The following is a 24,416-nucleotide window of genomic DNA, read 5'->3' as shown; positions in this document are numbered from 1 at the left end:
TGACGGCTGGTTCGGCCGGAGCACCGGCGTCTCAGCGGCCCGGCGCGGCGGCCGCTACTGCGACGGTCAGTTCCAGTTCGTAGCTGCCGGCGGTCGCGGCCGGCGTCGTCGCCAGTGCCATGGTCACGCGGCGGCCGTCGGCGGTCGCGTGCCAGCGCCAGCCGTCCTTGCCGTCGCGCGTCCAGCCGCCGACATTCTCGACGCCGTCGGCGATCCGTGCCAGCAAGGCTTCGGCCGCGGTCGTGGTGGTGACGCGGTAGCGCTTGCGCCAGTGGCGCTCGTCGCCGAAGGAGACCAGCTGCGTGATCGCGAGGTCGGCGGGCCAGCGGATGCGGGTATCCAGCTGCCGGGGCAGGTAGCGATCGGCCATGCGCGAGCGGACGAAGCCGCCTTCGCGTTGCCAGTCGTACTCCAGCTGCAGGGCGGCCGTGCGGGCGGCGTCCTCGCCGCGCAGCCGGGCGACCACGTGCAGCGCGGCGTCCATGCCGGAGGACAGGCCGGCGGAGGTGATCAGCTTGCCGTTGTCGGTCCAGCGCACATCGGCGACCACCTGCACCTTCGGATAGCGTTGCGCCAGCTCGCCCAGCCGCGGAAAGTAGGTGGTGGCCTTCAGCCCGTCGAGCAGGCCCGTGGCGCCGAGGATCGAGGCGCCGGTGCATACCGAGAGCACGTGGCGTGCCGATGCGGTGCGCTGGCGGATGAAGTCCAGCAGCGCCCTGTCGCGCTGGGCCTCGCCGACGTCGCCGCCGGGCACCAGCAGCACGTCGAAGGCGGGCGCATCGGCAAAGCCGTGGTCCGGCGTCACCGTCAGGCCCATCGCGGTGGTGATCGGTTTGCCGTCGCGCGAAACCGTGACGACGCCGAAGCCGGCGGTGCCGAACACCTCGTACGGCGCGGCGAAATCGATGATCTCCACGTCATCGAACAACACGATGCCGACCGTGACCGGTGGATCGGAGCGCGGGGTATGGGCGGCGGAGGCGGGCGAGCAAAGCGCGAGCGCGAAGAACATGGCGAGCACGAGGGTGGGGGCCGAGGCGGAGCGCATGGGGCACCGGTGGATGCGGGGGCGTGAACACCGCAGCCTAGGCAGGACGGACGCGCAAATGCGGACAACCGGCCTGCAGATACGGACAATCGATGCTTTGCCGGCTGCCGGATCGACTGTTGCTGGAGCGTGCCGTGGATCTCGAGGGCCCTTGGCACCGGCTCAATGCCCGCAACACGCGCTAGGGCATGCCGAACCGGGTCCGATAGTCGCTGGGGGAGACGCCGAGCTGGCGTGCGAACGCGCGACGCATCGCCTCGGCGGACGGGAAGCCGCACTCGGCGGCGATGCGCTTGATGTCCTTGTCGGAGCTCTCCAGCAGTGGCTTGGCGGCTTCCACGCGCAACCGCTCGACATAGGTGTGCGGCGTGGTACCGAACGCGGCCTGGAAGCGGCGACCGAACTGGCGCGGACTCATGTGCAGCCGTTGCGCGAGCTGGGCGACGCCGAGCGTGGCGCGCAGGTTGGCGCGGATCCAGGCGGCGAGCCGTGCGAGTGGGTCGGGCAGGTCCAGGGCCTCCAACTGGTCGCTGAACTGGCTTTGCCCGCCGGCGCGCTTGCTCGTCATCACCATGCGCTTGGCCACCTTGAGCGCCAGCGGCAGGCCGTGGTCGGCGGCCACCATCGCCAGGGCCAGGTCCATGCCCGCGGTAATCCCGGCGCATGTCCAGACCGGCCCATCGCGGGTGTAGATCGCGTCGGGCAGGACGCGCACGCGCGGATAGCGCTGCAGGTCCTTCACGTCGCGCCAATGCGTGGTGGCCTGGCGCCCGTCCAGGATCCCGGCTTCGGCCAGCAGCAACGCGCCGCTGCACACCGAGGCGACCCGGCGCACGCGCGGCGCGGCGTCCCGCAGCCAGGCGACCAGGTCCACATTGGCGCGCGCACGGTCCAGTGCATCGCCCATGCCGCCGCAGACCAGCAGCGTGTCGGTGTCCGCCGGCAGGTCCTCGCACCGCAGGTCCGGCATCAGGCGCAGTCCGGAGGCCGTCGTGACCGGCCCCAGCCGCTGCGCGACCAGGCGCAGGTGGTACAGCGGCGGATGGCCCGGGTCGTCCTCGCGGGCCTGCCGGTCGGCCAGCGCGAACACCTCCAGCGGCCCGTTGACGTCCAGCGATTGGGCGTCGTCGTAGACCAGCATGCAAACGGTCCGTGCAGGCAGGGCGAGCGGCGGTGTGGCAGGGCAAGGCGGGGGACGCATCGCGAAAGGGTAGCGGAAGCGGCGCCCGGCGATCCGGGCGCCTGCCGTGCGGCGCCGGTGCGTGACGCGGCCGGATCACCCGTCGCCGGTGTCAATCGCGATAGGGGGGCAGCCACGCCCAGCCCGGCCAGCATGCGCAGCCTCGGCGAGTTCGAGCGCCGCCTCGATCCCACGCGCTTCGTGCGCATCCATCGTTCCGGCATCGTCGACCTCGACCCTTTCGACCGGGCCGAGCCGGCCGGCAGCGGCTGCTTCCGGGTCGCCCCGCGCAACGGCGAAACGCTGCGCACCAGCCGGGAAGGCGCACGCAAGCTGCGTGCGCTGTTGTTCCGAATGTGCCAGCGTGGCAGGGCACGTCCGCGTCTACGGGGGCGGCGACGTGGACCTCCTCGTCGTGTTGCTCGTGGTGGTCGAACGCCTAGATGCCGCCGGGGTCGGACCGCTCGACGCCTTCGAATCCACCCTTGAAAACAACGTCGCCGTAGTGAACGATCATCAGGTTGTCGACCCGTAGGTCGAACCCAAGGCTATGGCCGGGGGTGAACGCGCCCAGCTGGTCCGTAGTCAGGGAAACATAGCCGACATTGGCCATCACGTCGGCGAAACTGATGCCCTCGGGCAGCCCCGGCGCTAATGTGTAGGGACTGCTCGTAAAGCCAACCCAGCCGTCGGGCAGAACTGTACTGCGTGGATTCCATGTGAGACGCAGCGTACGCCAGTCCTGCCCCTCCGCCATGTCTGCCAGGTGATACACCACGACCGCCGTTCGCTCGGTGTTACCGATTCTCACCCAAAGTTTGGCGGGAAGAGGCAGTCCGGAAAAGTGATGAATCCGCTCGACCTTCAGGTCCAGACCGAAGGTCACGGCCACGCTGGACGCGTAATTGCCGACGAAGAATTCGGACCAGCCATTCCAGTACGAAAAGAACAAGCCGTCGATGTAGGGCTGGTACATCCGCGCATGCGCGCCGGGATTGCCGCCTTCGGATGGATACTCCGCAGTTCCCGAACCCAGTAGCCAGGGTGGTATCTGGTCGTATGTTTCGACTACGCCCGCAGTCTGGGCCGTAGCAGTCTGGGCGGCTGCCAACCCCAAAGCCAGCAACCGAACTCGCCATGCTCGTTGCATCTTCATGAGGCCTCCCTTCATCGAAGCGCCGGCATCTCCCCGCACTCGGGGTGCCGGCACGGATACGGACGGTGATGGGGGCACTACCGTTGCAGCGGAGTGGGGGTGGCCGAAACAGATCGGGGTGCTGCGGCCGGGATGGGCTTCAGCTCGAAACGCCGGCCGAGGCCGGATCACCCGTCGTGCATGTCAATCGCGATACGGGTCGGCCACGCCCAGCCCGGCCAGCACGCGCGTTTCCAGCGCCTCCATGCGCTCGGCGTCGGCGTCGGCTTCATGGTCGTAGCCGAGCAGGTGCAGCACACCGTGGACGGTGAGGTGGGCGTAGTGGTCGCGGGCGGTCTTGCCCTGTTCGGCGGCCTCGCGCGCGACGACCGGTGCGCAGATCACCAGGTCGCCGATCAGCGGCAGCCGGAGACCTGGTGGCAGGTCGGCAGGAAACGACAGCACGTTGGTCGCGTAGTCGCGACCGCGGTACTGGACATTGAGCAGCCGCCCTTCGTCGACGCCGACCAGGCGGATCGACAGCTCGGTCGCGCGGCGGCGGCGGGCGGCGGCGACGGCCGCGGCGACCCAGCGCGCGAAGCTCGTGCGCTGTGGCAGGCCGCGGCGCAGCAGGCCGACGGCGAGCGACAGGTGCACGGTCGGTTCGGCGGTCAAGCCGGCATCACCGCTCGAAGTCGTCGATGAAGAGGGAGCGACCGCAGCTGCTGGGATGCAGGCTGACGCGCGCGCCGCCGGATTCGGGCACGGTGATCTCGGCCGTGCGCATGTCGTAGTCGATGTCGGCGGGATTGGCCAGGCCATTGGCGACGACGACGGCCGGCGAGTCGATCGCGAACGGCGGGTCGAAGCGGCGCAGGCAGCCTCCGGCGGTACCGCAGCCGCTCCAGGCGGCGACGAAGAGCGTGCCGCGGCAGTCGAGCACGATGCCGTCGATGTTGCCGAGCGTGGTCTGGATCAGTGTCTGCGGCGTCGCGCCGGGCGTGCCGAGGTCCAGGCTCAGCACCTTGGCATTGCTGCCCCAGGTCGCGATCAGCAGGCGGTTGCCGTCGCGGTCGTAGACCACGCCGTTCGGCGTCGCGGTGCCGGTGGAGGTCAGCTCGACCTGCGTCGGCGCACCGAGGTCGGCGACGCCGACCTGGTAGATGCGCCGTCCGTTGAAGTCGCTGACGTAGAGCGTGTCCAGGCCGTTGGACGTGATGCCGTTGAGGAACGCGGCGCCGGTCAGCGGCAGGTTCATCACCGGCGCGGCGCTGTCGATGTCGTAGCCCTTGACGCGGCCGGAGTCGAGCACGAACAGCGTGCCGGCCAGCAGCTCGATGCCGTACGGCGAGGACGGGTCGGACGTGAACACGCTGAGCGTGCCGTCCTCGGCGCGTGCGAGCACGTTGCCGCCGCCGGTATTGCTGACCAGCAGGCGCTTGAGGCGCGGATGTGCCTCCACGCTTTCGGGCCCGTTGTAGGTCTGCGCGGCAGCCGGCAGGGCGGCGAGCAGGGCGAGCGCCGCCAGGCGGCGGTACGGGGTGATCATGGGGCTTCCTTCGGTAGGCCTTCGTGCGCCTCGTAGGCACGGACGATGCGTTGGACCAGCGGGTGGCGGACGACGTCCTTGGCGTTGAAGAACGTGAAGCTGATGCCCTCGACGTCGCGCAGCACCTCGATGGCGTCGCGCAGGCCGGAGCGGATGTGGCGCGGCAGGTCGGTCTGGGTGACGTCGCCGGTGACGACGGCGACGGAACCGAAGCCGATGCGTGTCAGGAACATCTTCATCTGCTCGACGGTGGTGTTCTGCGCTTCGTCGAGGATCACGAACGAGTCGTTCAGGGTGCGTCCGCGCATGTAGGCGAGCGGGGCGATCTCGATGACGTTGCGCTCGATCAGCTTGGTCACGCGCTCGATGCCGAGCATCTCGTAGAGGGCGTCGTAGAGGGGACGCAGGTACGGGTCCACCTTCTGCGTGAGGTCGCCGGGCAGGAAGCCGAGCTTCTCGCCGGCCTCCACCGCGGGACGCACCAGGATCAGGCGCTGGGCGCGGTTGTCGTTGAGCGCGTCGACCGCCATCGCGACGGCGAGGTAGGTCTTGCCGGTGCCGGCCGGGCCGATGCCGAAGTTGATGTCGTGGGTGGCGATCGCGTGCAGGTAGCGCGCCTGGTTGGGACCGCGGCCGCGGATCGTGCCGCGCTTGACCTTGACGCTGACGTCCTGGACGCCTTCGGCGGCCTCGGCGGCGATCGCCTCGATGCCCGACTCCTGCAGGTGCAGGTTGATCTGGGGCGCGGTCAGCACCTCGTCGGCGGTGGCGGCGTAGAGGCGCTGCAGCAGGCGCGTGGCCAGCTGCACCGGCCGCGCGTCGCCGATCACGCGGAACACGTGGCCGCGGTTGGCGATCTCGACGCCGAGCCGCAGTTCGATCTGGCGCAGGTGCTCGTCGAACGGGCCGACCAGGTTCGACAGCCGTTCGTTGTCGTCCGGCTCCAGGGTGAAATCGTGCTGGGTGGGTTCGGTCATAGGCGCGCGAGGGTAGCGCGCCGCCCGGCCGGCGTCACCCGAACACGCGGCGCGCAGCGTCCAGCATTCATCCGGCGGACGAGTCCGCTGCGCCACGGCCGCTGCATGACCTCCAGCGCGTGGCCTTCGCACCGCCCGGCAGCTACCATCCGGCGCTCGTCGCCGATCAGGATGGTCCGTCATGCCCGCCGCCGCTGGATTGCGTTCGCGCCGCTGTCTCGCCCCGGTCCTGGCCGCTGCGCTCGGATGGCCGCTGGCCGTGCCGGCAGCGAGCTGGATCGCCGAGATCGACTATGCCGACGACGCCGAGCGCGACCGGCTGGCGACGGAGTTCGGCCATCCCGCGGTCGATCCCTTGCGCCGGCGGGTCACGGCGGTGGCCGACGGCGCGACGCTGGCGCGCCTGGGCGCGGCCGGATTCGCGGTACGCATCGATGCGGTGGCCAGTGCGCGCCTGCAGGACCTGGAGCGCCACGGCGCCGCCGAGAGCATCCCCGGCTACGCCTGCTACCGCACGGTCGAGGAGTCCGAAGCGCGCATGCAGCAACTGGCGGCGACGTATCCGGCCCTGGCTTCGGTGGTCGAGATCGGGCCGTCGTGGCGGCGCACCCAGGACCCCGGCGCGGGTCACGCGCTCAAGGTGCTGCGTTTGACCCAGGCGGCGACGGCGGGCACGTTCCCGGACAAGCCGGCGCTGTTCGTGCTGGGCGGCATCCATGCGCGCGAGTACGTGACGGCGGAGGCGGCGCTGCGCTTCGGCGAGTGGCTGGCGACCGGCTACGGCCGCGACGCGGACGCGACGACGCTGCTCGACCACTACCAGATCCATCTGCTGGTGCAGGCCAACCCGGACGGTCGCAAGATCGCCGAGACCGGCGTGCTCTGGCGCAAGAACGCCGACGACGCCTTCGGCGCCTGCACGGCGCAGCCGCCGACCGGCAGCTACCACGCGGGCGTCGATCTCAACCGCAACTATCCGTTCAACTGGAACGCGGGCGGCGCCAGCGCCGATCCGTGCACGCAGACGTTCCGCGGGCCGGCGGCGGCGTCGGAGCCGGAGACGCAGGCGGTGATGGCCTATGTCGCCGGTGTGCAGGCCTCGGCCGGCGCGCCGTATGCGGGCGGCCTGTTCGCCGACCGCCGCCTCGACGACCGCACCACGCCGGCAGCGGACACGGTCACCGGCGTGGTGCTGGACCTGCACAGCAACGGCCGGCTGGTGCTGTGGCCGTGGGGCGACACCGCGACGCCGGCGCCGAACGCGCCGCAGCTGACCACGTTCGCGCGCCGCATCGGCTGGCACAACGGATACCTGCCGATCGTCTCCAACGGCATCGGCGCGACCAGCGGCACCACGCCCGATACGGCCTACGGCGCGCTCGGCGTGGCGGCCTACACGATCGAGCTGGGCGGCCTGGACTTCTTCCAGGACTGCGCGGCGTTCGAGGACGACACCTGGCCGAAGAACCTGGCGGGACTGCGCTACATCGCGCGCAACCTGGCGGCGCCGTACCGGCTGCCGGCCGGGCCGGACGTGGCCGAGGTGCGCGTGGAGCCGAACCTGATCCTCGCCGGCGAGACGGCGCGGATCCGCGCCCGGGCGGACGACGGCGGCTACAACGTCTACGGCGCCGCGCAGCCGGTGTTCGCGATCACCGCGGCCAGCGCGAGCATCGACGCCCTGCCGTGGCACGCGGCGTCCAGCCTGCCGCTGACGGCGGACGACGGCGCCTTCGACCAGGCCGCCGAGGCGGTATCGGCGCCGGTCAGCGCCGCTGCGCTCGGGGCCGGCCGCCACCCCGTGCACGTGCAGGCGCGCAACGCCGCCGGCGCGGACGGTCCGCCGGCCTCGGCCTTCGTCGAGGTGGCGGCGGCCGGCACGGTGGCGACGGTCGCCGGTACCGTCACCGACCGCACGACCGGGCTGCCGCTGGCGGCCGGGGTGCGCCTGGTGGAGAGCGACGGCGACGTCCGCGCGCTGCCCGCCGCGAGCGACGGCAGCTACCGCCTGCATGCGCATCCGGGATCGGCGGTGCTGGAGGCGCGCCGCTTCGGCTACCTGACCGAGCGGATCGAGAACCTCGCGCTGGTGGCCGGCGCGACGCGCACGCGCGATATCGCGCTCAGTCCGCAGTGCAACGCGTTCGCCGACGACGTCGAGGCCGGCAATGCCGGCTGGACGCCGCAGCCGGCGACCGGCGGCTGGGGCATCGAGCCGACGGTGACCGGCCAGCACGTCTGGAACGACAGCCCGGGCGGGCGCTATCCGTCGAGCACGGACCTGCGCCTGGTCTCGCCGGCACTGGACCTGTCCGGCTACGCGGCGGTGTCGCTGGCCTTCGACGAGCGCTGCTACACCGAGGAAACCTACGATACCGGTGTCGTCGAGGTGTCGACCGACGCGGCGCATGCGGTCTGGAGCGAGGTCTACCGCTGCAGCGGCCGTGCGCAGTGGCGGCGCGTGACGCTGGACCTGCCGCAGCTGGCGGGACAGGGCAGCGTCCAACTGCGCCTGCGCACGCGCAGCGACGCCTCGGGTGAGTTCGACGGTTGGAGCGTGGACAACCTGACGGTGGGCCTGCCGGACGCGCAGTGCCGGGCCGGCGTCGATCCGCTGTTCGACGACGGGTTCGAGCCGTGATGCGGCTCCGACACGTCGGAGCCTGCCGATGACGGCGATCGGCGCCGGGCGCGCCGGCCCGGGCGCCGCGCCGGTACTCGCCGTCGCCGATCTCGCCAAGCGCTACGGCGCGACGACGGCGGTGGACGGCATCGCCTTCACGGTCGGCCGCGGCGAGATCGTCGGCCTGCTCGGCCCCAACGGCGCCGGCAAGACGACCACGATCAACATGATCCTGGGCCTGCTGGCGCCGAGCGCGGGCAGCATCCGGATCGACGGCGTGGACCTGGCGCGCCACCGTTCGCAGGCGCTGGCGCGCAGCAATTTCGCAGCGGTCTACGCGGCGCTGCCGGGCAACCTGACCGTGCGCCAGAACCTGCGCTGGTTCGGCATGCTCTATGAGGTGCCGGACCTCGGCCGCCGCATCGAGGACCTGCTGGCCGAGTTCGACCTCGTGCGCTTCGCCGACACGCGCTGCGGTCTGCTGTCCTCGGGCGAGCAGACGCGTGTGGGCCTGGCCAAGGCGGTACTCAACGATCCGGTCCTGCTGCTGCTGGACGAGCCGACCGCCTCGCTGGACCCGGCGACGGCCCAGGACCTGCGCGCACTGATCCGCGGCATCGCCGACCGTGGTCGTGGCGGCATCCTGTGGACCTCGCACAACATGCACGAGGTGCAGGCAGTCTGCGACCGCGTGCTGTTCCTGGCGCAGGGGCGCATCCTGCTGGAAGGCGATCCGCGCACGCTGCCGCACCAGCACGGTGCCGATTCGCTGGACGCGCTGTTCATCCGCCTGGCGCGCCAGCCGCTGGCGGCCGAGGGGGAGCGATGAAACTGCGTCGTGTCGGCGCGATCGTGCTGCGCCAGTTCTACCTGATGCGCGCCAGCCCGACCCGGCTGGTGCCGGCCTTCGCCTGGAGCGCGATCGACATCGTGCTGTGGGGCTTCATCACGCGCTACCTGGCCACGCTGTCGGATGCCGGGCCGGCGTTGGCGCTCGGTCTGCTCGGCGCGGTGCTGCTGTGGAATTTCTTCGGCCGCATCATGCACGGCGTGACGACCGCGTTCTTCGAGGACATCTGGGCGCGCAACCTCCTGAACCTGTTCGCGACACCGCTGGCGATCTCCGAATACGTGACCGGCCTGGTGCTGACCAGCCTGGCGACCGGCGCGATCAGCCTGGCGGTCATGCTGGCGCTGGCGACCGGGGTGTTCGGCCTGTCGTTCTTCGCCTACGGGCTGGCCTTCGTGCCGTTCCTGCTGGTCCTGCTGCTGTTCGGCGTGGGGCTGGGGATCCTGGCCAGCGCGATCGTGCTGCGGCTGGGACCGGCGTCCGAATGGCTGATCTGGCCGATCCCGGCGCTGCTGTCGCCGTTCGCGGCGGTGTTCTATCCGCTGTCGATCCTGCCGGCGTGGATGCAGTGGGTCGCCCACCTGCTGCCGCCGGCCTACGTGTTCGAGGGGATGCGGGCGATCCTCGCCGGCCAGCCGTTTCCGGCCCAGACCCTGGCCTGGGCGCTGGGGCTGGCGGTGCTGGAGGTGCTGGCGGCCTATGCGTTCTTCGTCCATATCCATCGCCGCGCGGTGCGCAGCGGCCTGCTGGCGCGCTACAGCGCCGAGAGCGTCAGCTGAGCGGCGCCGGGCGGGCCGGAACCGCGCCGTTACGCGGTTTCCGGCGGGCCCGCGGTTGACAGCGGCTTGCGTGACTGCCGAGAATCGCGGTCCTTTCTCGCCGGGCCCGCCCCGATCCCGATGCGTCCGCCCTTGAATCCGCGCGATTGCCTGGCCGTCATGCCCGCCCGTAACGAGGCGGCCACGGTGGGCGAAGTCGTGCGCGGCGTCCGCCAGGTGCTCGGCTGCGACGTGCTGGTGGTGGACGACGCCGGCGACGACGGTACCGCCGAGGCGGCCCGCGCGGCGGGCGCCGAGGTGCTGGTCCTGCCGATCGGGCTGGGTGCCTGGGGGGCGACCCAGGCCGGCATCCGCTACGCCTTGCGGCGCGGCTACGGCGGCGTGGTGACCCTGGATGCGGACGGCCAGCACCTGCCGTCCTCGCTGCCGGCGCTGTTCGGCGAACAGGCGCGCAGCGGAGCGGACGTGGTGATCGGCACCTGCACCGAGCGGCTCAGCCGGCCCAAGCGCGTCGCCTGGCACTACCTGCGCGTGCTGACCGGCCTGCCGCTGCGTGATTTCACCTCGGGCCTGCGGCTCTACCACCGCCGCGCGGTGGCGCGCCTGGCCTCGCCCGAGGCGAGCCTGCTCGACTTCCAGGACGTCGGCGTGCTGATGCTGCTGGCGCGCGAAGGCCGCACGATCGCCGAGGTGCCCACGCCGATGCGGCCGCGCTGCAACGGTCATTCGCGCGTGTTCGCGTCCTGGTGGGTGGTGCTGCGCTACATGATCAACACGACGGTGCTGTGCCTGGCGCGCTTCGACGCCGGCCGCCGTGCGCCGCGGCAGGCGCCCGCCGGGAGCGCGCGGCGATGAACGCCCAGCTCACCGCCGGCATCATCGGCATCGGCCTGGCACTGGCGATCCTCTACCTGGTCCGGCGCGACCACCTGCACGGTCCCTATGCGGTCTGGTGGCTGGGCGTGGCGCTGGCGACGCTGGTGCTCGGCCTGTTTCCCGCCCTGGTCGGCTGGCTCGGCCGCGCGACCGGCATCAGCTACGCGCCGGTGCTGCCGATCATCATCGGCCTGTCGTTCGTGCTGCTGCGCCTGCTCAAGCTCGACATCGAGCGCTCGCGCCAGGAGCGGCAGCTGCGGCGGTTGACGCAGAAGCTGGCGATCCTCGAGCGGGAGCTGGACCGGGTCGGCTACAAGCTGCCCGAAGGCGACCTCGACCTCGTCTCCGACGACGAATGAGCGTCCGGCGCGCCGTGGCGCCGTCCTGCTGAGGCCGCCATGCGCATCCTGCACGTCGGCAAGTACTACGCACCGCAGCGCGGCGGCATCGAGCGCTGCACGCAGGACCTGGCCGAATGGATGCGCGACCGCGGCCACGCGGCCGCCGCGCTGGTACACCAGCCGGCCGGTCGCCGGTACGCCGAATCGGCCACGGTCGACGGTATCGAGGTGGTGCGTGCCGGCTGTCTGGCCGCGCCGCTCTACACGCCGCTCAGCCCCGCTTTCGCACTGCACCTGGCGCGCCTGCTGCGCAGCTTCCGGCCGGACGTCCTGCACCTGCACCTGCCGAACCCGTCGGCGTTCTGGGCGTTGACCAGCCCGGCGGCGCGGCGGCTGCCCTGGGTGGTGCACTGGCACGCGGAGGTGCCGACCGATACGCCGGACTGGCGCCTGCGTGCGGCCTACCGCGTCTATCGCCCGTTCGAGCAGGCGCTGCTGCGCCGCGCCGCCGCCGTCGTGACCACATCCGAAGCCTACGGCGCGGCGAGCCGGGCGCTGGCACCGTGGCGGGCGAAGACGCGGGCGATCCCGCTCGGCATCGGCCCGGCGCCGGCCGTGGCCGCGGCACCGCCGGACTGGCCGGCCGGGACCGGCCTGCGGCTGCTGGCGGTGGGGCGCTTCAGCGCCTACAAGGGGTTCGACGTGCTGCTGGCCGCCTTGGCGCGGACGCCCGCTGCCGGCCTGGTGCTGATCGGCCAGGGCGAGGAAGCGCCGCGCCTGGCCGCGCTGGCCGACCGGCTCGGCATTGCCGCGCGCGTGCGCTTCGCCGGTGCCGTCGACGATGCCGTGCTGGCGGCGGCCTATGTGGCGGCCGATGCCGTGGTGCTGCCGTCGCTGGACCGCGGCGAGGCGTTCGGCGTGGTGCTGCTGGAAGCGATGCGGGCCGGCCGTGCGGTGATCGCCAGCGACGTGCCGGGCTCGGGTATCGCCAGCGTGGTCGGCGACGACGCCGGCCTGCGCGTGGCCCCGGGCGACGCCGGGGACCTGGCTGCGGCGATCGCGCTGCTCGGCGGCGATCCGGCGCGTCGCGACCGGCTCGGCGCGGCCGGCCGTGCGCGCTGGGAGGCCCGCTTCACGCTCGACCGTTCCGCCGCGCAGTTCCTCGATCTCTACACCGAGGTCATCGCCGGCGTCAGCGGCCGGCGCTGACCGGCCGCACGATCGTCACGCTCGCCGCCACGGCCAGCACCGGCGTCAGCACGCTGGCGTCGTGGTCGCTCGAATACAGCGTGAAGACGATGACGGCCTCGCCGTCGAGCCGGACGCCGCGCGTCAGGAACAGGAACTCGCCCTGGCGCGGGTGGCGGTCGGTCAGGCGCGCATAGGCGCCGTCGCCGGCCGGACCGAAGCGCACCGGCGCCACCGCGGTCTCGAGGAACCGCGGCAGCAGGCCGGACAGGCGGCTGACCAGGTAGCCCGGAAGGCCATCCACGGTCAGCGCCGGCAGCCCGAGGCGTTCGCGGGTGTTGACCTGGATCTCCAGGCCGAAGCGGCGCGAATCGGGCGGCAGCAGCCGCACGAAGGTGGTGCCGGCGCCGTCCTGGCGTTCGTAGGCGAGCCAGTCGGGCGGCACCTGCAGCTGGATGCGCCCCACCTGCGGGTTGTCGAAGTCGCGGACCGATGCGGGTTCGGCGGCCGGTGCCGGCAGCGCGGCGATGGCCGCCACGAAGAAGGCAATGCAGCGCCAGGTCCCGCGCGTGATCGCGGACACGCCGCCGCCGGGCCGGGATGCCGGCGCTGCGCGGCGGCGGATCCCGGTGGGCATCGGTCAGCGGCCGGCGGGGCTGCCGCCTGGCGGCCGCATCGCCAGCAATGCGGCCAGCGACACCGCCGCGGCGGCCGACAGGTAGTAGCCGACCCAGGCGAGGCCGTGGTGGCCGGCCAGCCAGGTGGCGATGTACGGCGCCAGCGAGGCACCGACGATGCCGGCGAGGTTGAAGGTCAGCGAGGCGCCGGTGTAGCGCACCGCGGTCGGGAACAGCTCCGCCAGTGCGGTGCCGAGCGGGCCGTAGGTGAGCCCCATCAGGCCCAGGCCGATCGCCAGGAACGCCAGCACGCCGGCCGGGCTGCCGGCGCCGAACAGCGGCGCGAAGGCCAGGCCGTAGGCACCGATCGCGACCGTGGCGCCGATCAGCACCGCGCGGCGGCCGCGCCGGTCGGCGGCCACCGCCGACAGCGGGATCGTCGCGGCGAAGAACAGCACGCCGACCATCTGCAGCAGCAGGAACTGCTCGCGCTGGTAGCCGAGAGCCGAGGTGCCCCAGCTGAGCGCGAAGACCGTCATCAGGTAGAACAGCACGAAGGTGGCGGTGGCCGCGAAGGTGCCGAGCACCAGCGCCAGCGGGTGCTGCGCCAGCACGGTGGCCATCGGCAGGCGCACGCGCTCCTCGTTGGCGATCGCGGCGCGGAACGCCGGCGTCTCGGTCAGCCTGAGGCGGACGTAGAGGCCGACGAACACCAGCAGCGCGCTCGCCAGGAACGGGATGCGCCAGCCCCAGGCGAGGAACTGCGCCTCGTCCAGCCACGCGGTCAGCAGCAGGAATACGCCGGTCGAGCAGAGGAAGCCGATCGGCGCGCCGAGCTGCGGGAACATGCCGTACCAGGCCTGGCGGCCGGGCGGGGCGTTCTCGGTGGCCAGCAGCACGGCACCGCCCCATTCGCCGCCGAGGCCCAGCCCTTGGCCGAACCGGCACAGCGCCAGCAGGGCCGGCGCCAGCAGGCCGATCGAGGCGTAGGTCGGCAGCAGGCCGATCAGCACGGTCGAGCCGCCCATCGTCAGCAGGGCGGCGACCAGGGTGGCCTTGCGGCCGATGCGGTCGCCGAAGTGCCCGAACAGCGCCGAGCCGATCGGCCGCGCGAAGAAGGCCAGGGCGAAGGTCGCCAGCGACTGCAGGGTGGCCGAGGCCGGGTCGCCGGACGGGAAGAACAGCTGCGGGAACACCAGCACCGCGGCCGTTGCGTAGATGTAGAAATCGAAGAACTCGATCGTCGTGCCGATCAGGCTCGCGAACAGCACGCGCCGCGGCGAGTTGCCTGCGGGTGTCGCCATGTGGTCCGTCCCCCTCCGGGTCCCGCCCCGGGCGGCGCCGATTCTGGCACCCGCGGGGGGCGGAACGCACGGGTCCGCCGCCGGCCGGCGCAACCTGCACTCGCTTTGCGGCGAAAACCCCTGTACAGTGGCGGCACTGTGTTTACCAGGGTCACTGTGAATCGTGGCCCGATGTGGTTGATCGCTCGATCCGCTCCTTCGTTCCCTCTCGCGTTCTCCTTGGCAACTCAGTACCGGCCGACGGCTTTTTCGTAGGCCACACCCATTTCATCACTTATTGAGTTGTCAGGAGTTAGAGACATGGCCAATCGCCAGAACGGTACCGTCAAGTGGTTCAACGACGCCAAGGGCTTCGGCTTCATCACGCCGGAAAGCGGCCCGGATCTTTTCGTGCATTTCCGCTCGATCCAGGGCAGCGGCTTCAAGTCGCTCCAGGAAGGCCAGCGCGTGACGTTCGTCGCCGTGCAGGGCCAGAAGGGCATGCAGGCCGATGAGGTCCAGGTCGCCTAAGAAGCGCCCGCAGCCGCCCAGCGGCAGATCCAAGCAAACCCCGGGTGGCGACACCCGGGGTTTTTTGTTGGGCGCCGCGCGGAAATGCGCCGTGCCGCGGGAAGCGTTCGCCGCCGCCTGATGCCGGCCGGGCATCTAGCCACCGCAGCGGCTCGTCCGTAATACTCCCCCTGAGGGATCGGCCTGCACGCGTCGACCCTCGGCCGGTCGCGACGTCCGGCGGACCCATGAAGTGCCTTCAGGGGGGCATGCGGTGCTGATCGTCAAGGCAGCGATTTGGGCGCTGTTGCTGGCTTCCGTTCTGGTCTTCGTCCTGGGAGCGCTGCTGTCGTTCAAGCGGGTGCGCGATCTGCTCGCGCAGATGTCCCAGGCCGTGGAGGCCGATCTGGCGGCCCATCCCCTTGCCGACCTGCGCAAGCGGCTCTACGAGTATCTGCTGCGGGTGTTCTTCCTGACCAGGAACGGCCGCGTTTCGCGCCTGAAGACCCTGGGACTGGGCGTAGCTGGCGTGGCGAGCCTCGTGATGGCGGCCGACCTGATGCGGTCGGAGCCAGCGCGCGATGCCGCGCTTGAGCTGGCGCAGGGGGCCGTGATGGCGGTACCGGTGCATTGGCTGGTCGAGTACCAGTGTGTCGTGTGGTTCTTTCGAGCCTACAAGCGGCTGAGCGGGAGCGGCCTGGCCAGGCAGGTGGCCCGGGCGACGTTGGCATCGCTGTCGGGAACCGTCGCGGCGTGCATCGGCGCGTCGTTGGCGATGGTCGGGTTGGTCGTCACCGCGATGGTCGCCATGGGCGAGCGGTTCGATCCGGGCTTCCTGCTGGCCATCGCGCCGGCCGTGATGCATGGATACACCCTCGTCGGCCTGTTCCTGATCGACGTGCTTCTGGGGCTGGAGATCGCGATTCCGAACCGGGGTCCCGTCATCGCGTTGATGCTGGTCTCGGTGACGCCGACGTTCTTTGCGATCCTCCTCTGGTTGGTCGTGGCGGCCATCAGCACGAACCACTCCGTCCTGCACGGCTTGAAGCGCGTGCTCGACAGACTCGGATCGCTGACCGCGCCGATCCTGATGGGTGTTTCCTACACTTTGTTCCGGCACGCCCTGGATCTGATGCAGGCTTATTCGTTCCTGGCCCTGTGAAGCGGCCGCCTGCGGCCGCTTCTGCCGTGCGCGCCGACGGCTACGGCTCGAAGTCGTCCGCGAACAGCACGTCCGAGGCCGGCAGCGCGGCCAGGCCGTTGCGCGATGCGCCGCCGATCACATCGAAGCGGCCGCCGGCATAGATCACGCCGCTCGACGCGCGTGCCAGCGCGAGCACGTCGGCATCGGCGCCCGGGTTCCAGTCCGGATCGACGGCGCCGGTAGCGGCATCCAGCCGTGCGATGCGATCGCGGCCGATGCCGCCGACGGTCGACACCTTGCCGCCGACGTAGACCCAGCCGGCCGGGTCCGTCGCCAGTGCGGTGACGGCACGATCGGCACCGGGGTTCCAGGACGGATCGGCAGCGCCGGCACCGGTGCCGGCCAGCCTGGCCAGTCGCGCGCGCGCCTGGCCGCCGGCATGGGTGAAGCTGCCGCCGGCGTAGACGCGGCCGGCTGCATCGACGGCGAGCGCACTGACTTCCTCGTCGGCGCCGGGATTCCAGGCCGGATCGACCGCTCCGGTGCCGCTGCCGGCGATCTTGGCCAGGCGGTTGCGCGGCTGCCCGCCGACGCTGGTGAAGCGGCCGCCGGCATAGACGTTGCCGGCGCCGTCGGTGGCGAGCGCGTAGACGCCGCCACCGGCGGCGTTCGGATTCCAGTCCGGGTCGAGCGTGCCGTTGGGCCGCAGCTTGGCCAGGTAGTTGCGCGGCGTGCCGCCGACCGAGGTGAAGGCGCCGCCGAACACGAAGCTGCCGTCCGGCAAGGCGACCACCGCCCGCAGCACGCCGGATATCGTCAAGGGGCCGGGCTCGCCGAGCGAGGCGGCCACCAGCGCCAGGATCGCGTCGTCGGCGCTGGGATGGGTGTCGATCGTGCCGTCGCTCTTCAGCCGCAAGGCGTACGGCGCCAGGATGCCGTTGGCCTTGAGGAACTCGCCGCCGACCAGCATGCCGTACGGACGCTCGAGCAGCAGGGAGGCGGCGCGGGCCGGTGTTTCGGCATCCACCGCAGCGCCGGGCGCGCCGACGCCGCTGCCCGAGAGCATGGCCAGGCCCAGGCGGTAGGCGCCACCGACATGGAAGAAGCTGCCGCCGGCGTACACCCGGCCGGCGTCGGCCAGCAGCGCGCTGACCTGGCCGCCCTGGGGCGAGGGGTTCCAGTTCGCGTCGGCCGCGCCGCTGCCGTTGCCGGACAGCTTGGCCAGGCCATTGCGCGCCTGGCCGCCGATCGTCGTGAAGAGGCCGCTGGCGTAGACATGGCCTGCGGCGTCGACGGCCAGCGCGCCGACCCGGCGATCGGGTGCCGGGTTCCAGCCGGCATCGACTGTCCCGTTGGCCGTGGAGAGCTTGGCGACATAGGGGCGGGCCTGGCCGCCGATCGTCGTGAACTCGCCGCCGGCATAGACGCCGCCGGCGCCATCGAGCGCCAGCGCGCCGACCAGGCCGCTGGCCGTCGGATTCCAGGTGGCATCGACCACGCCGCCACCCGAGATCCGCGCGATGTACCGGCGGGCCTGGCCGCCGACCAGGAAGAACTGGCCGCCGGCATAGACATTGCCCGCGCCATCGACGGTGAGCGCACGGACGGTGGAATCGGGCGCCGGGTCCCAGGTCGCGTCCACCGCGCCCGAGCCGGTACCGGCGAGCTTGGCGAGGTTCGCACGGTTCTGGCCGCCGATCATGCCGAACTGGCCGCCGGCATAGACGGCGCCGCCGGCATCGACCGCCAGTGCATAGACGAACGAATCGGGCGCCGGATTCCAGCTCGCATCGGCCGTGCCGGTGCCGGTGGCGGAGACCTTGGCGAGGTTCGTGCGCGACTGCCCGCCGATGGCGTAGAACCAGCCGCCGACATAGACATTGCCGGCCGTGTCGGCGGCGAGCGCATAGACCTCGCGATCGGGGGCCGGATTCCAGTCCGGATCGAGCGTGCCGTCGGGCCGCAGCTTGGCCAGGTTGGCCCGCGGCTGGCCGTTGACCGAGGTGAATGTGCCGCCGAACACGAGGCTGCCATCGGGCAGCCGCAGCAGCGCCTGGACGCTGCCGTTGACGACCAGGTGGAGGTCGGGGCGGGGCAGCGGCGCCGGGCTCTGCGCCGCTGCGGGGATCGACCCGGCGAGCGCCGCGAGGAGGACCCCGGCGAAACGGATGATCGCAGTGGGACGCCGCGCGGCGCGGAGCGGCAGGCACCGGAGCGGGACGGGGGTGCGGGTCGGGTTCATGGCGGTTCCGTGGTCGGCGTCGAAGCGGTCGGGGGCTGCACCCGCGCGGCGGAGGGGTGTCTGTCGTGCCCCAGGGCGCAGGACGGCGCCGCCGTGTGTCACCCCGGCCTTCCGGTCATGGCCGGGCCCCGCGCTGCGGGTCGGCCGCCGGCGCGCAACGGCGCCCGCCGGCCGCGTCCCACGGTCCCGCGCGCAGCCGCCGACGGTGTACGGCGGACCCGGCCGCCGATGACATGCCAGCATCACGGGACCGCAACGATGTCCGGCCACACTCCCCGCGCTTCGTCGCTGCACCTTCGTGCGGCGCCGCCGTTTTTTCTTTCGGGGAGTACCCACCATGGCTTTTGTTCGCACATACCGGCTGGCCGCCGGATTGTTGCTCGTGCTGTCCGCCAGCGCCGCCCAGGCGCAGATGCGGATCACCGAATGGATGTACGACGGCGCCGGCGGCGAGTTCATCGAGCTGACCAACGTCGGCACGACGGCGGTCGACATGACCGGCTGGCGCTACGACGACGACAGCGCCAATCCGGCGATCGGCTTCGACCTCAGCGGCTTCGGCAGCGTGCAGCCGGGCGAGTCGGTGGTGCTGGCCGAGAGCGAGACCGAAGCGTTCCGCAGCGACTGGCGCCTGTGCGCCGGCGCCAAGATCCTCGGCGGCTACACCAACAACCTCGGCCGTGCCGACCAGATCAACCTCTTCGACGGCAGCGGCACGCTGGTGGATCGCCTGACCTACGGCGACCAGGCGTTCCCGGGCAGCATCCGCACGACCGGTGCCAGCGGCTGGGTATCGGCGGCGGGCCTCGGTGCGAACAACGTCTTCGCCTGGACGCTGTCGGCGGTCGCCGACGGCGAAGGCTCGGTGACCTCGAACAACGGCGCAATCGGCAGCCCCGGTCGCAGCACGCGCGCCGGCACGGCCTATGACCCGTGCGGCGGTGGCGCCCAGGCGCAGATGCGGATCACGGAGTGGATGTACGACGGTGCCGGTGGCGAGTACATCGAGCTGACCAACGTCGGCACTGCGCCGGCCGACATGACCGGCTGGCGCTACGACGACGACAGCGCCAATCCGGCGATCGGCTTCGACCTCAGCGGCTTCGGCAGCGTGCAGCCGGGCGAGTCGGTGGTGCTGGCCGAGAGCGAGACCGAGGCGTTCCGCAGCGACTGGCGCCTGTGCGCCGGCGCCAAGATCCTCGGTGGCTACACCAACAACCTCGGTCGCGCCGACCAGATCAACCTCTTCGACGCCAGCGGCACGCTGGTGGACCGCCTGACCTACGGCGACCAGGCATTCCCGGGCAGCATTCGCACGACCGGCGCCAGCGGCTGGGTGTCGGCGGCGGGTCTCGGCGCGGACGACGTGTTCGCCTGGACGCTGTCGGCGGTCGCCGACGGCGAAGGCTCGGTGACCTCGAACAACGGCGCGATCGGCAACCCCGGCCGCAGCACGCGCGCCGGCACGGCCTATGATCCGTGCGACGGCGGCGGCCCGGCGCCGGTGCTGGCCACGATCGCGGCCGGTTCGCAGTTCGCTTGCGGACTCGATGCCGGCGGCTTGCCTTATTGCTGGGGATCGGATGCGGGGGGGCGCCTGGGCAATGGCGCGGCCGTGACGTCCAACATGGTCAGCCCGTATCCGGTGGACCTGACCGGCCTGCCGGCCGGAACGCGGTTCGCGTCGATCGTGGCGGGCATGTCGTTCGCCTGCGGGTTGACTAGCGACGGCCTGGCCTACTGCTGGGGACAGGACGAGTACGGCCAGCTCGGCAACGGCGCGGCGGTGACCGCCAACCAGCCCGCCCCGGTCGCCGTCGACATGACGCCGCTGGCCGGCAAGGGCTTCGTCTCGCTGGCGGCCGGCTCCACGCATGCCTGCGGCATCGCCGAGACCGGCACCGCGTATTGCTGGGGCCGCAGCGGCCCGCTCGGCCTGCCGGCCGGCGTCACCGGCAACCAGGCCAGCCCGTCGCCGGTGGACATGGCGCGGCTGCCGGCCGATACGTCGTTCGTCTCGCTCAGCGCGGCATCCGGCCATACCTGCGGCCTGGCCAGCGACGGCAACCTCTACTGCTGGGGTCGCAACGGCAACGGCCAGCTCGGCATCGGCACCAGCGGCCAGACCGACCTTCCGATCAGCGCGGTCGTCACCTCGGGACTGCCGGCGGGGACGCACTTCGCGGCGGTGACCGCCGGCGACAGCCACAGCTGTGCGCTGACCACCGGCGATGTCGCCTACTGCTGGGGCGCCGGCATCAACGGCGCGGTCGGCAACGGCGCGCAGAGCCTGGACATCCTGCTGCCCAATCCGGTCGTGACGACGACGATCCCGGCCGGCACGCATTTCATCGCGCTGGAAGGCGGCAGTACCAATACCTGCGGCATCCTCGACACCGGCGCGGCCTACTGTTGGGGCTTCGCCAACTGGGGCGCGCTCGGCACCGGCGACGGTACCTCGCGCTACAGCCCGCATCCGGTGGCAACGGCGACGCTGCCGCCCGGAACGGTCTTCACCGAACTGAGTGCCGAGAACAACCTCACCTGCGGCGCCACCGCGGCCGGCCGCTTCTACTGCTGGGGCCGCGACGACCAGGGCCAGCAGGGCAACGGGCCGTCGCTCACGGCCGATCCTTCACTGGTGCCGACGCTCGTCGAGCCGTTCGCGCCGGTGACCGGCCTGCCGCCGACGATCACGGCTGCCGATTCGATCGTCGTGGGCTCGGTCGGTGATCCGACCAACCTCGGCACCACGCTGACGATCGCCGATCCGGACAGCCCGCTGGCCGGCCTGACGATCCAGGTGACGACCGCGAACGCGTCCGTGATCACGCCGGCCGGCGTGACCCTTTCGGGCGAGGGCGCCGAGCGGACCGTGACGTTCGCGCCGGTGGGGCGCGGCCTTTCCAATGTGACCTTCATCGTCACCGACCCGGACGGCAACGGCCAGTCGGCGACGCTGCAGTACGCTTCCTCGACGCAGGCACCCGACCCCAGCGGCCGCTACCACCACCACATCAGCGACGCTTCGGCCGCGCTCGACGTCGGTGATGGCTACGTGATCCTGCTCAACGACGAGACCAACACGATCTTCCTGCACCGCGCGGGCGAGACCGGACGGCCGGTCAAGACCTGGGCGTTCAACGCATCACAGCTCGGGACCAGCTCGGAGATCGACTTCGAGGGCATCACGCGTTCGGGCGACCTGCTGCTGCTGACCGGCTCGCACGGCAACAACCGCAGCGGCTCGGCGCGGCCGGAGCGCCGCACCTTCGTGGCGGCGACGATCACCGGCTCGGGTGCCGGGACGGAGCTGGTGTTCCGCGGCCGCTACAACAACCTGTGGGCGGAACTGCGCGCCTGGGACCAGACCAACGGCCACGGCCTGGGCGCCAATGCGCTGGGCTTCATTGCCGCCACCGCCGGCGGCGTGCTGCCGAATGCGCCGGGCGGGTTCAACATCGAGGGATTGGAGTTCAATCCCGACGGTTCGGCGGTCTACCTGGGCTTTCGCGCGCCGACGATCCAGCGCGAAGGTCGCTACGATGCGCTGATCGTGCCGCTGCTCAACGCTGCCGCGCTCACCAATGGCACGCCCGGCAGCGGCCCGGCGGTGTTCGGCGCGCCGATCTTCCTCGACCTCGGCGGCCGCAGCATCCGCGCGCTGGCGTCCAATGCCCAGGGCGACTACCTGATCTCGGCCGGTCCGTCGCCGCAGAACGAGTCCTGGGCGCTCTACACCTGGGACGGCCGTCCGGACCATGCGCCGCAGTTCAACCAGACCCTGCCGAGCGACGACGGCCTGACCGGCGGCGCCTGGGAGGCGATCGGCGCGGTGCCGCATCCGCTGGTGGAGGGCGCGACCGTGCGCGTCATCACCGACAGCGGCGACACCAACTTCTACGGCACCGGTGCCACCAAGGATCTGCAGCAGGTCTACCAGAAGTCCTACAGCCAGGCGTTCACGCTGGCCGCCGTGCCGACGGACCGGCCGGCGATGCGCATCACGGAATGGATGTACGACGGCGCCGGCGGCGAGTTCATCGAGCTGACCAACGTCGGCACGACGGCGGTCGACATGACCGGCTGGCGCTACGACGACGACAGCGCCGATCCGGCGATCGGCTTCGACCTCAGCGGCTTCGGCAGCGTGCAGCCGGGCGAGTCGGTGGTGCTGGCCGAGAGCGAGACCGAGGCGTTCCGCAGCGACTGGCGCCTGTGCGCCGGCGCCAAGATCCTCGGTGGCTACACCAACAACCTCGGTCGCGCCGACCAGATCAACCTCTTCGACGCCAGCGGCACGCTGGTGGACCGCCTGACCTACGGCGACCAGGCGTTCCCGGGCAGCATTCGCACGACCGGCGCCAGCGGCTGGGTGTCGGCGGCGGGTCTCGGCGCGGACGACGTGTTCGCCTGGACGCTGTCGGCGGTCGCCGACGGCGAAGGCTCGGTGACCTCGAACAACGGCGCAATCGGCAGCCCCGGTCGCAGCACGCGCGCCGGCGTCGCCTACGATCCGTGCGGCAGCGTCACCGAGTACCTGCTGACGGTGGCGATCGAAGGCGCCGGCCAGGGCCTGGTCAGCGGCGACGGCATCGCCTGTCCGGGTGACTGCGAGCAGCGCTACGCGGCCGGCACGGCCGTGCAGCTGACCGCGACGCCGGCCTCCGGCTTCGTGTTCGGCGGTTGGAGCGGCGCCTGCAGCGGCAGCGCCGCGTGCACGGTGGCGATGAGTGCCGACCAGAACGTCATCGCCACGTTCGTCGCCGCGCCGTTGCCGGTGCTGGCCTTCGACCCGGCGAGCCTCGATTTCGGCGAGGTCCAGACCGGCACCACCGCCACGCCGCTGACCGCCACCTTGCGCAACACCGGCGCGGCGGACGCGAGCGAGCTCAACTTCACCGCACCGGGCGGCGCCTTCACGGCCGACACCAGTGCCTGCGGTACCGTGCTGCCGGCCCAGGCCAGCTGCGCGGTCGTCGTCAGCTTCGCGCCGACCGCCGCCGGACCGGCGACCGCCGTGCTCGGCGTCGGCAGCGCCGGCGGCGTCACCGCCACGCTCGGCCTGCAGGGCGTCGGCCGCGTGCCGGTACCCCAGACCGACCTGGCGGTCGGCCTGGTCGCCCATCTGGACTACGCCCAGCGCGGCCAGCTGCTCGACTACGTGGTCACCGTCAGCAACCTCGGTCCGGACCCGACCACCGCAGCCAGCGTGGCGAGCAGCCTGTCGCCGGCGCTGGATCTCGACTTCGCCACGTGGCTGTGCATCGACGCGGCCGGCAGCGGCTGTACGGCCAGCGGCACCGGCAACCTCGGGGATGCCGGCCTGACGATTCCGGTCGGCGGCAGTGTCAGCTACCTGGTGAGTGCACCGGTGCGCTGGGAAGCCGATGGCGCGGTGACGACGCAGGCCCAGGCCATGGACGATCGCGATCCGAACCTGGGCAACAACACGGCCGAGGTCTCCGGCCAGGTCGTGATCCATCGCGACGGCTTCGAGCCGGAGAACCCGGGTGCATTGCCGCTGGACGCGGTGAGCGCGTCCCTCGCCACCGGCGATACGCTCGGCCTGACCTGGCCGGCACCGGGCCAGCCGCTGATCGAGACCGTGCTGGCAGCGGTACCGGACGGCCTGCAGCCGGCATCCGGGGCGTTCCGCCTGGAACGGCTCAATCACGGGGTGCGTACCTGGCTGCGGCTGGTCGCGCAGGACGAAGGCGGCAACGCCTATGCCACCGGCTGGCTGGCGGTGGTCGCGGGTGCCGAGCTTCGCCTGGCGCTGGTGCCGGCACCGCGTCCGGAGGACGCGAGCGGCGGGACCGGCGCGCCGACGGCACGGCTTCGCGTCGCCGGTGCCGAGCTGCAGCTTCCGCTGGCCGGACAGCCCGTCGCCTACCGGCTGCGGTCGGCCCTGCCGCTGGTCGTCGCGCCCGAAGGCGACGCCGACTAACCGGCTGTCGAGCTACGAACACCCTGTCAGCGCGATCCCGGGAGGGATCGCGCGCGGAACGACGGCGCACGCCGTCGGTCCGCGGAACCGGTAGCGCGGCCTTGCTGCAACCGCATGTGCGTCG

General features: G+C 71.7%; 19 protein-coding genes. 10 read left to right on the top strand and 9 right to left on the bottom strand.

Annotation, left to right across the window (positions count from 1 at the left end; all coding sequences use genetic code 11):
• Positions 1 to 31: 31 nt before the first annotated feature.
• The gene (locus tag I596_RS15415; protein ID WP_067649919.1) at positions 32 to 1,048 is read right to left on the bottom strand and encodes a DJ-1/PfpI family protein; all 1,017 of its coding nucleotides are present in this window, start codon (positions 1,046 to 1,048) and stop codon (positions 32 to 34) included.
• A gap of 181 nt (positions 1,049 to 1,229) precedes the next feature.
• Positions 1,230 to 2,189 (bottom strand): GlxA family transcriptional regulator, encoded by a 960-nt coding sequence (locus I596_RS15410; RefSeq protein ID WP_223303849.1) that lies wholly within the window; start codon positions 2,187 to 2,189, stop codon positions 1,230 to 1,232.
• Between I596_RS15410 and I596_RS19315 the strand changes: the two genes are divergently transcribed.
• Positions 2,091 to 2,717 (top strand): LytTR family DNA-binding domain-containing protein, encoded by a 627-nt coding sequence (locus tag I596_RS19315; protein WP_425478779.1) that lies wholly within the window; start codon positions 2,091 to 2,093, stop codon positions 2,715 to 2,717. The two genes, I596_RS15410 and I596_RS19315, sit on opposite strands and share 99 nt — an antisense overlap.
• Here the strand turns inward: I596_RS19315 and I596_RS15405 are convergent.
• The 4 genes from I596_RS15405 to I596_RS15390 all read right to left on the bottom strand — a co-directional run bounded on the left by I596_RS15405 (position 2,668) and on the right by I596_RS15390 (position 5,889).
• Positions 2,668 to 3,384, bottom strand: coding sequence for a hypothetical protein (locus tag I596_RS15405; RefSeq protein ID WP_150132196.1), 717 nt, complete (start codon positions 3,382 to 3,384; stop codon positions 2,668 to 2,670). The two genes, I596_RS19315 and I596_RS15405, sit on opposite strands and share 50 nt — an antisense overlap.
• A gap of 183 nt (positions 3,385 to 3,567) precedes the next feature.
• Entirely contained in the window at positions 3,568 to 4,038 is a 471-nt protein-coding gene (ybeY, locus tag I596_RS15400) for an rRNA maturation RNase YbeY (protein WP_067649911.1), read from the bottom strand.
• A gap of 7 nt (positions 4,039 to 4,045) precedes the next feature.
• On the bottom strand, positions 4,046 to 4,912 hold the full coding sequence (locus I596_RS19060; RefSeq protein ID WP_067649908.1) for an SMP-30/gluconolactonase/LRE family protein: 867 nt from the start codon (positions 4,910 to 4,912) through the stop codon (positions 4,046 to 4,048).
• Positions 4,909 to 5,889, bottom strand: a complete 981-nt coding sequence (locus tag I596_RS15390) for a PhoH family protein (protein ID WP_067649906.1) — start codon at positions 5,887 to 5,889, stop codon at positions 4,909 to 4,911. The genes I596_RS19060 and I596_RS15390 overlap by 4 nt, the downstream gene beginning before the upstream one ends.
• 181 nt (positions 5,890 to 6,070) lie before the next feature.
• On the opposite strand from I596_RS15390, the gene I596_RS15385 reads away from it, so the two are divergent.
• From I596_RS15385 to I596_RS15360, 6 genes are all read left to right on the top strand, one after another.
• Positions 6,071 to 8,530, top strand: coding sequence for a M14 family zinc carboxypeptidase (locus tag I596_RS15385; protein WP_083965635.1), 2,460 nt, complete (start codon positions 6,071 to 6,073; stop codon positions 8,528 to 8,530).
• A 28-nt stretch (positions 8,531 to 8,558) separates the two neighbouring features.
• Positions 8,559 to 9,341, top strand: coding sequence for an ABC transporter ATP-binding protein (locus I596_RS15380; protein WP_067649900.1), 783 nt, complete (start codon positions 8,559 to 8,561; stop codon positions 9,339 to 9,341).
• Positions 9,338 to 10,141: an ABC transporter permease gene (locus tag I596_RS15375; RefSeq protein ID WP_067649897.1), complete on the top strand. Its 804-nt coding sequence runs from the start codon at positions 9,338 to 9,340 to the stop codon at positions 10,139 to 10,141. Before I596_RS15380 ends, I596_RS15375 begins: the two co-directional genes overlap by 4 nt.
• 120 nt (positions 10,142 to 10,261) lie before the next feature.
• Complete coding sequence (locus I596_RS15370) at positions 10,262 to 10,996, top strand: glycosyltransferase family 2 protein (protein WP_067649894.1); 735 nt, start codon at positions 10,262 to 10,264, stop codon at positions 10,994 to 10,996.
• On the top strand, positions 10,993 to 11,376 hold the full coding sequence (locus I596_RS15365) for a DUF2304 domain-containing protein (RefSeq protein ID WP_067649892.1): 384 nt from the start codon (positions 10,993 to 10,995) through the stop codon (positions 11,374 to 11,376). The genes I596_RS15370 and I596_RS15365 overlap by 4 nt, the downstream gene beginning before the upstream one ends.
• A 39-nt stretch (positions 11,377 to 11,415) precedes the next feature.
• Positions 11,416 to 12,567 carry a glycosyltransferase gene (locus I596_RS15360; RefSeq protein WP_067649889.1) on the top strand — a complete coding sequence of 384 codons (1,152 nt, stop codon included), beginning with the start codon at positions 11,416 to 11,418 and terminating at the stop codon, positions 12,565 to 12,567.
• Here the strand turns inward: I596_RS15360 and I596_RS15355 are convergent.
• Together I596_RS15355 and I596_RS15350 are read right to left on the bottom strand one after the other, a co-directional pair.
• On the bottom strand, positions 12,551 to 13,129 hold the full coding sequence (locus tag I596_RS15355) for a hypothetical protein (RefSeq protein ID WP_067649886.1): 579 nt from the start codon (positions 13,127 to 13,129) through the stop codon (positions 12,551 to 12,553). The two genes, I596_RS15360 and I596_RS15355, sit on opposite strands and share 17 nt — an antisense overlap.
• 57 nt (positions 13,130 to 13,186) lie before the next feature.
• Complete coding sequence (locus I596_RS15350; protein ID WP_067649883.1) at positions 13,187 to 14,467, bottom strand: MFS transporter; 1,281 nt, start codon at positions 14,465 to 14,467, stop codon at positions 13,187 to 13,189.
• A gap of 300 nt (positions 14,468 to 14,767) precedes the next feature.
• Between I596_RS15350 and I596_RS15345 the strand changes: the two genes are divergently transcribed.
• Both I596_RS15345 and I596_RS15340 read left to right on the top strand, forming a co-directional pair.
• Positions 14,768 to 14,977 carry a cold-shock protein gene (locus I596_RS15345; RefSeq protein ID WP_067649880.1) on the top strand — a complete coding sequence of 70 codons (210 nt, stop codon included), beginning with the start codon at positions 14,768 to 14,770 and terminating at the stop codon, positions 14,975 to 14,977.
• Between the two features lie 253 nt (positions 14,978 to 15,230).
• Positions 15,231 to 16,118 (top strand): hypothetical protein, encoded by an 888-nt coding sequence (locus I596_RS15340; RefSeq protein ID WP_067649877.1) that lies wholly within the window; start codon positions 15,231 to 15,233, stop codon positions 16,116 to 16,118.
• 40 nt (positions 16,119 to 16,158) lie between these two features.
• Here the strand turns inward: I596_RS15340 and I596_RS18570 are convergent, their stop codons facing one another.
• Positions 16,159 to 18,342 (bottom strand): delta-60 repeat domain-containing protein, encoded by a 2,184-nt coding sequence (locus I596_RS18570; RefSeq protein ID WP_067649874.1) that lies wholly within the window; start codon positions 18,340 to 18,342, stop codon positions 16,159 to 16,161.
• A gap of 337 nt (positions 18,343 to 18,679) precedes the next feature.
• On the opposite strand from I596_RS18570, the gene I596_RS19055 reads away from it, so the two are divergent.
• Positions 18,680 to 24,292 (top strand): RCC1 domain-containing protein, encoded by a 5,613-nt coding sequence (locus I596_RS19055; protein WP_083965634.1) that lies wholly within the window; start codon positions 18,680 to 18,682, stop codon positions 24,290 to 24,292.
• Positions 24,293 to 24,416 lie beyond the last annotated feature (124 nt).

It is taken from the genome of Dokdonella koreensis DS-123 (genome assembly GCF_001632775.1).
GTDB lineage: Bacteria > Pseudomonadota > Gammaproteobacteria > Xanthomonadales > Rhodanobacteraceae > Dokdonella > Dokdonella koreensis.
This window is presented reverse-complemented; position numbering and strand designations above follow the sequence as displayed.

Bases quoted from the DNA above. Each gene is read 5' to 3' on its own strand.
- I596_RS15415 (WP_067649919.1), bottom strand. From the start codon at position 1,048: ATGCGCTCCGCCTCGGCCCCCACCCTCGTGCTCGCCATGTTCTTCGCG.
- I596_RS19315 (WP_425478779.1), top strand. From the start codon at position 2,091: ATGGCCCGGGTCGTCCTCGCGGGCCTGCCGGTCGGCCAGCGCGAACAC.
- I596_RS15410 (WP_223303849.1), bottom strand. From the start codon at position 2,189: ATGCTGGTCTACGACGACGCCCAATCGCTGGACGTCAACGGGCCGCTG.
- I596_RS15405 (WP_150132196.1), bottom strand. From the start codon at position 3,384: ATGAAGATGCAACGAGCATGGCGAGTTCGGTTGCTGGCTTTGGGGTTG.
- I596_RS19060 (WP_067649908.1), bottom strand. From the start codon at position 4,912: ATGATCACCCCGTACCGCCGCCTGGCGGCGCTCGCCCTGCTCGCCGCC.
- I596_RS15390 (WP_067649906.1), bottom strand. From the start codon at position 5,889: ATGACCGAACCCACCCAGCACGATTTCACCCTGGAGCCGGACGACAAC.
- I596_RS15385 (WP_083965635.1), top strand. From the start codon at position 6,071: ATGCCCGCCGCCGCTGGATTGCGTTCGCGCCGCTGTCTCGCCCCGGTC.
- I596_RS15380 (WP_067649900.1), top strand. From the start codon at position 8,559: ATGACGGCGATCGGCGCCGGGCGCGCCGGCCCGGGCGCCGCGCCGGTA.
- I596_RS15375 (WP_067649897.1), top strand. From the start codon at position 9,338: ATGAAACTGCGTCGTGTCGGCGCGATCGTGCTGCGCCAGTTCTACCTG.
- I596_RS15370 (WP_067649894.1), top strand. From the start codon at position 10,262: ATGCGTCCGCCCTTGAATCCGCGCGATTGCCTGGCCGTCATGCCCGCC.
- I596_RS15365 (WP_067649892.1), top strand. From the start codon at position 10,993: ATGAACGCCCAGCTCACCGCCGGCATCATCGGCATCGGCCTGGCACTG.
- I596_RS15360 (WP_067649889.1), top strand. From the start codon at position 11,416: ATGCGCATCCTGCACGTCGGCAAGTACTACGCACCGCAGCGCGGCGGC.
- I596_RS15350 (WP_067649883.1), bottom strand. From the start codon at position 14,467: ATGGCGACACCCGCAGGCAACTCGCCGCGGCGCGTGCTGTTCGCGAGC.
- I596_RS15345 (WP_067649880.1), top strand. From the start codon at position 14,768: ATGGCCAATCGCCAGAACGGTACCGTCAAGTGGTTCAACGACGCCAAG.
- I596_RS18570 (WP_067649874.1), bottom strand. From the start codon at position 18,342: ATGAACCCGACCCGCACCCCCGTCCCGCTCCGGTGCCTGCCGCTCCGC.
- I596_RS19055 (WP_083965634.1), top strand. From the start codon at position 18,680: ATGGCTTTTGTTCGCACATACCGGCTGGCCGCCGGATTGTTGCTCGTG.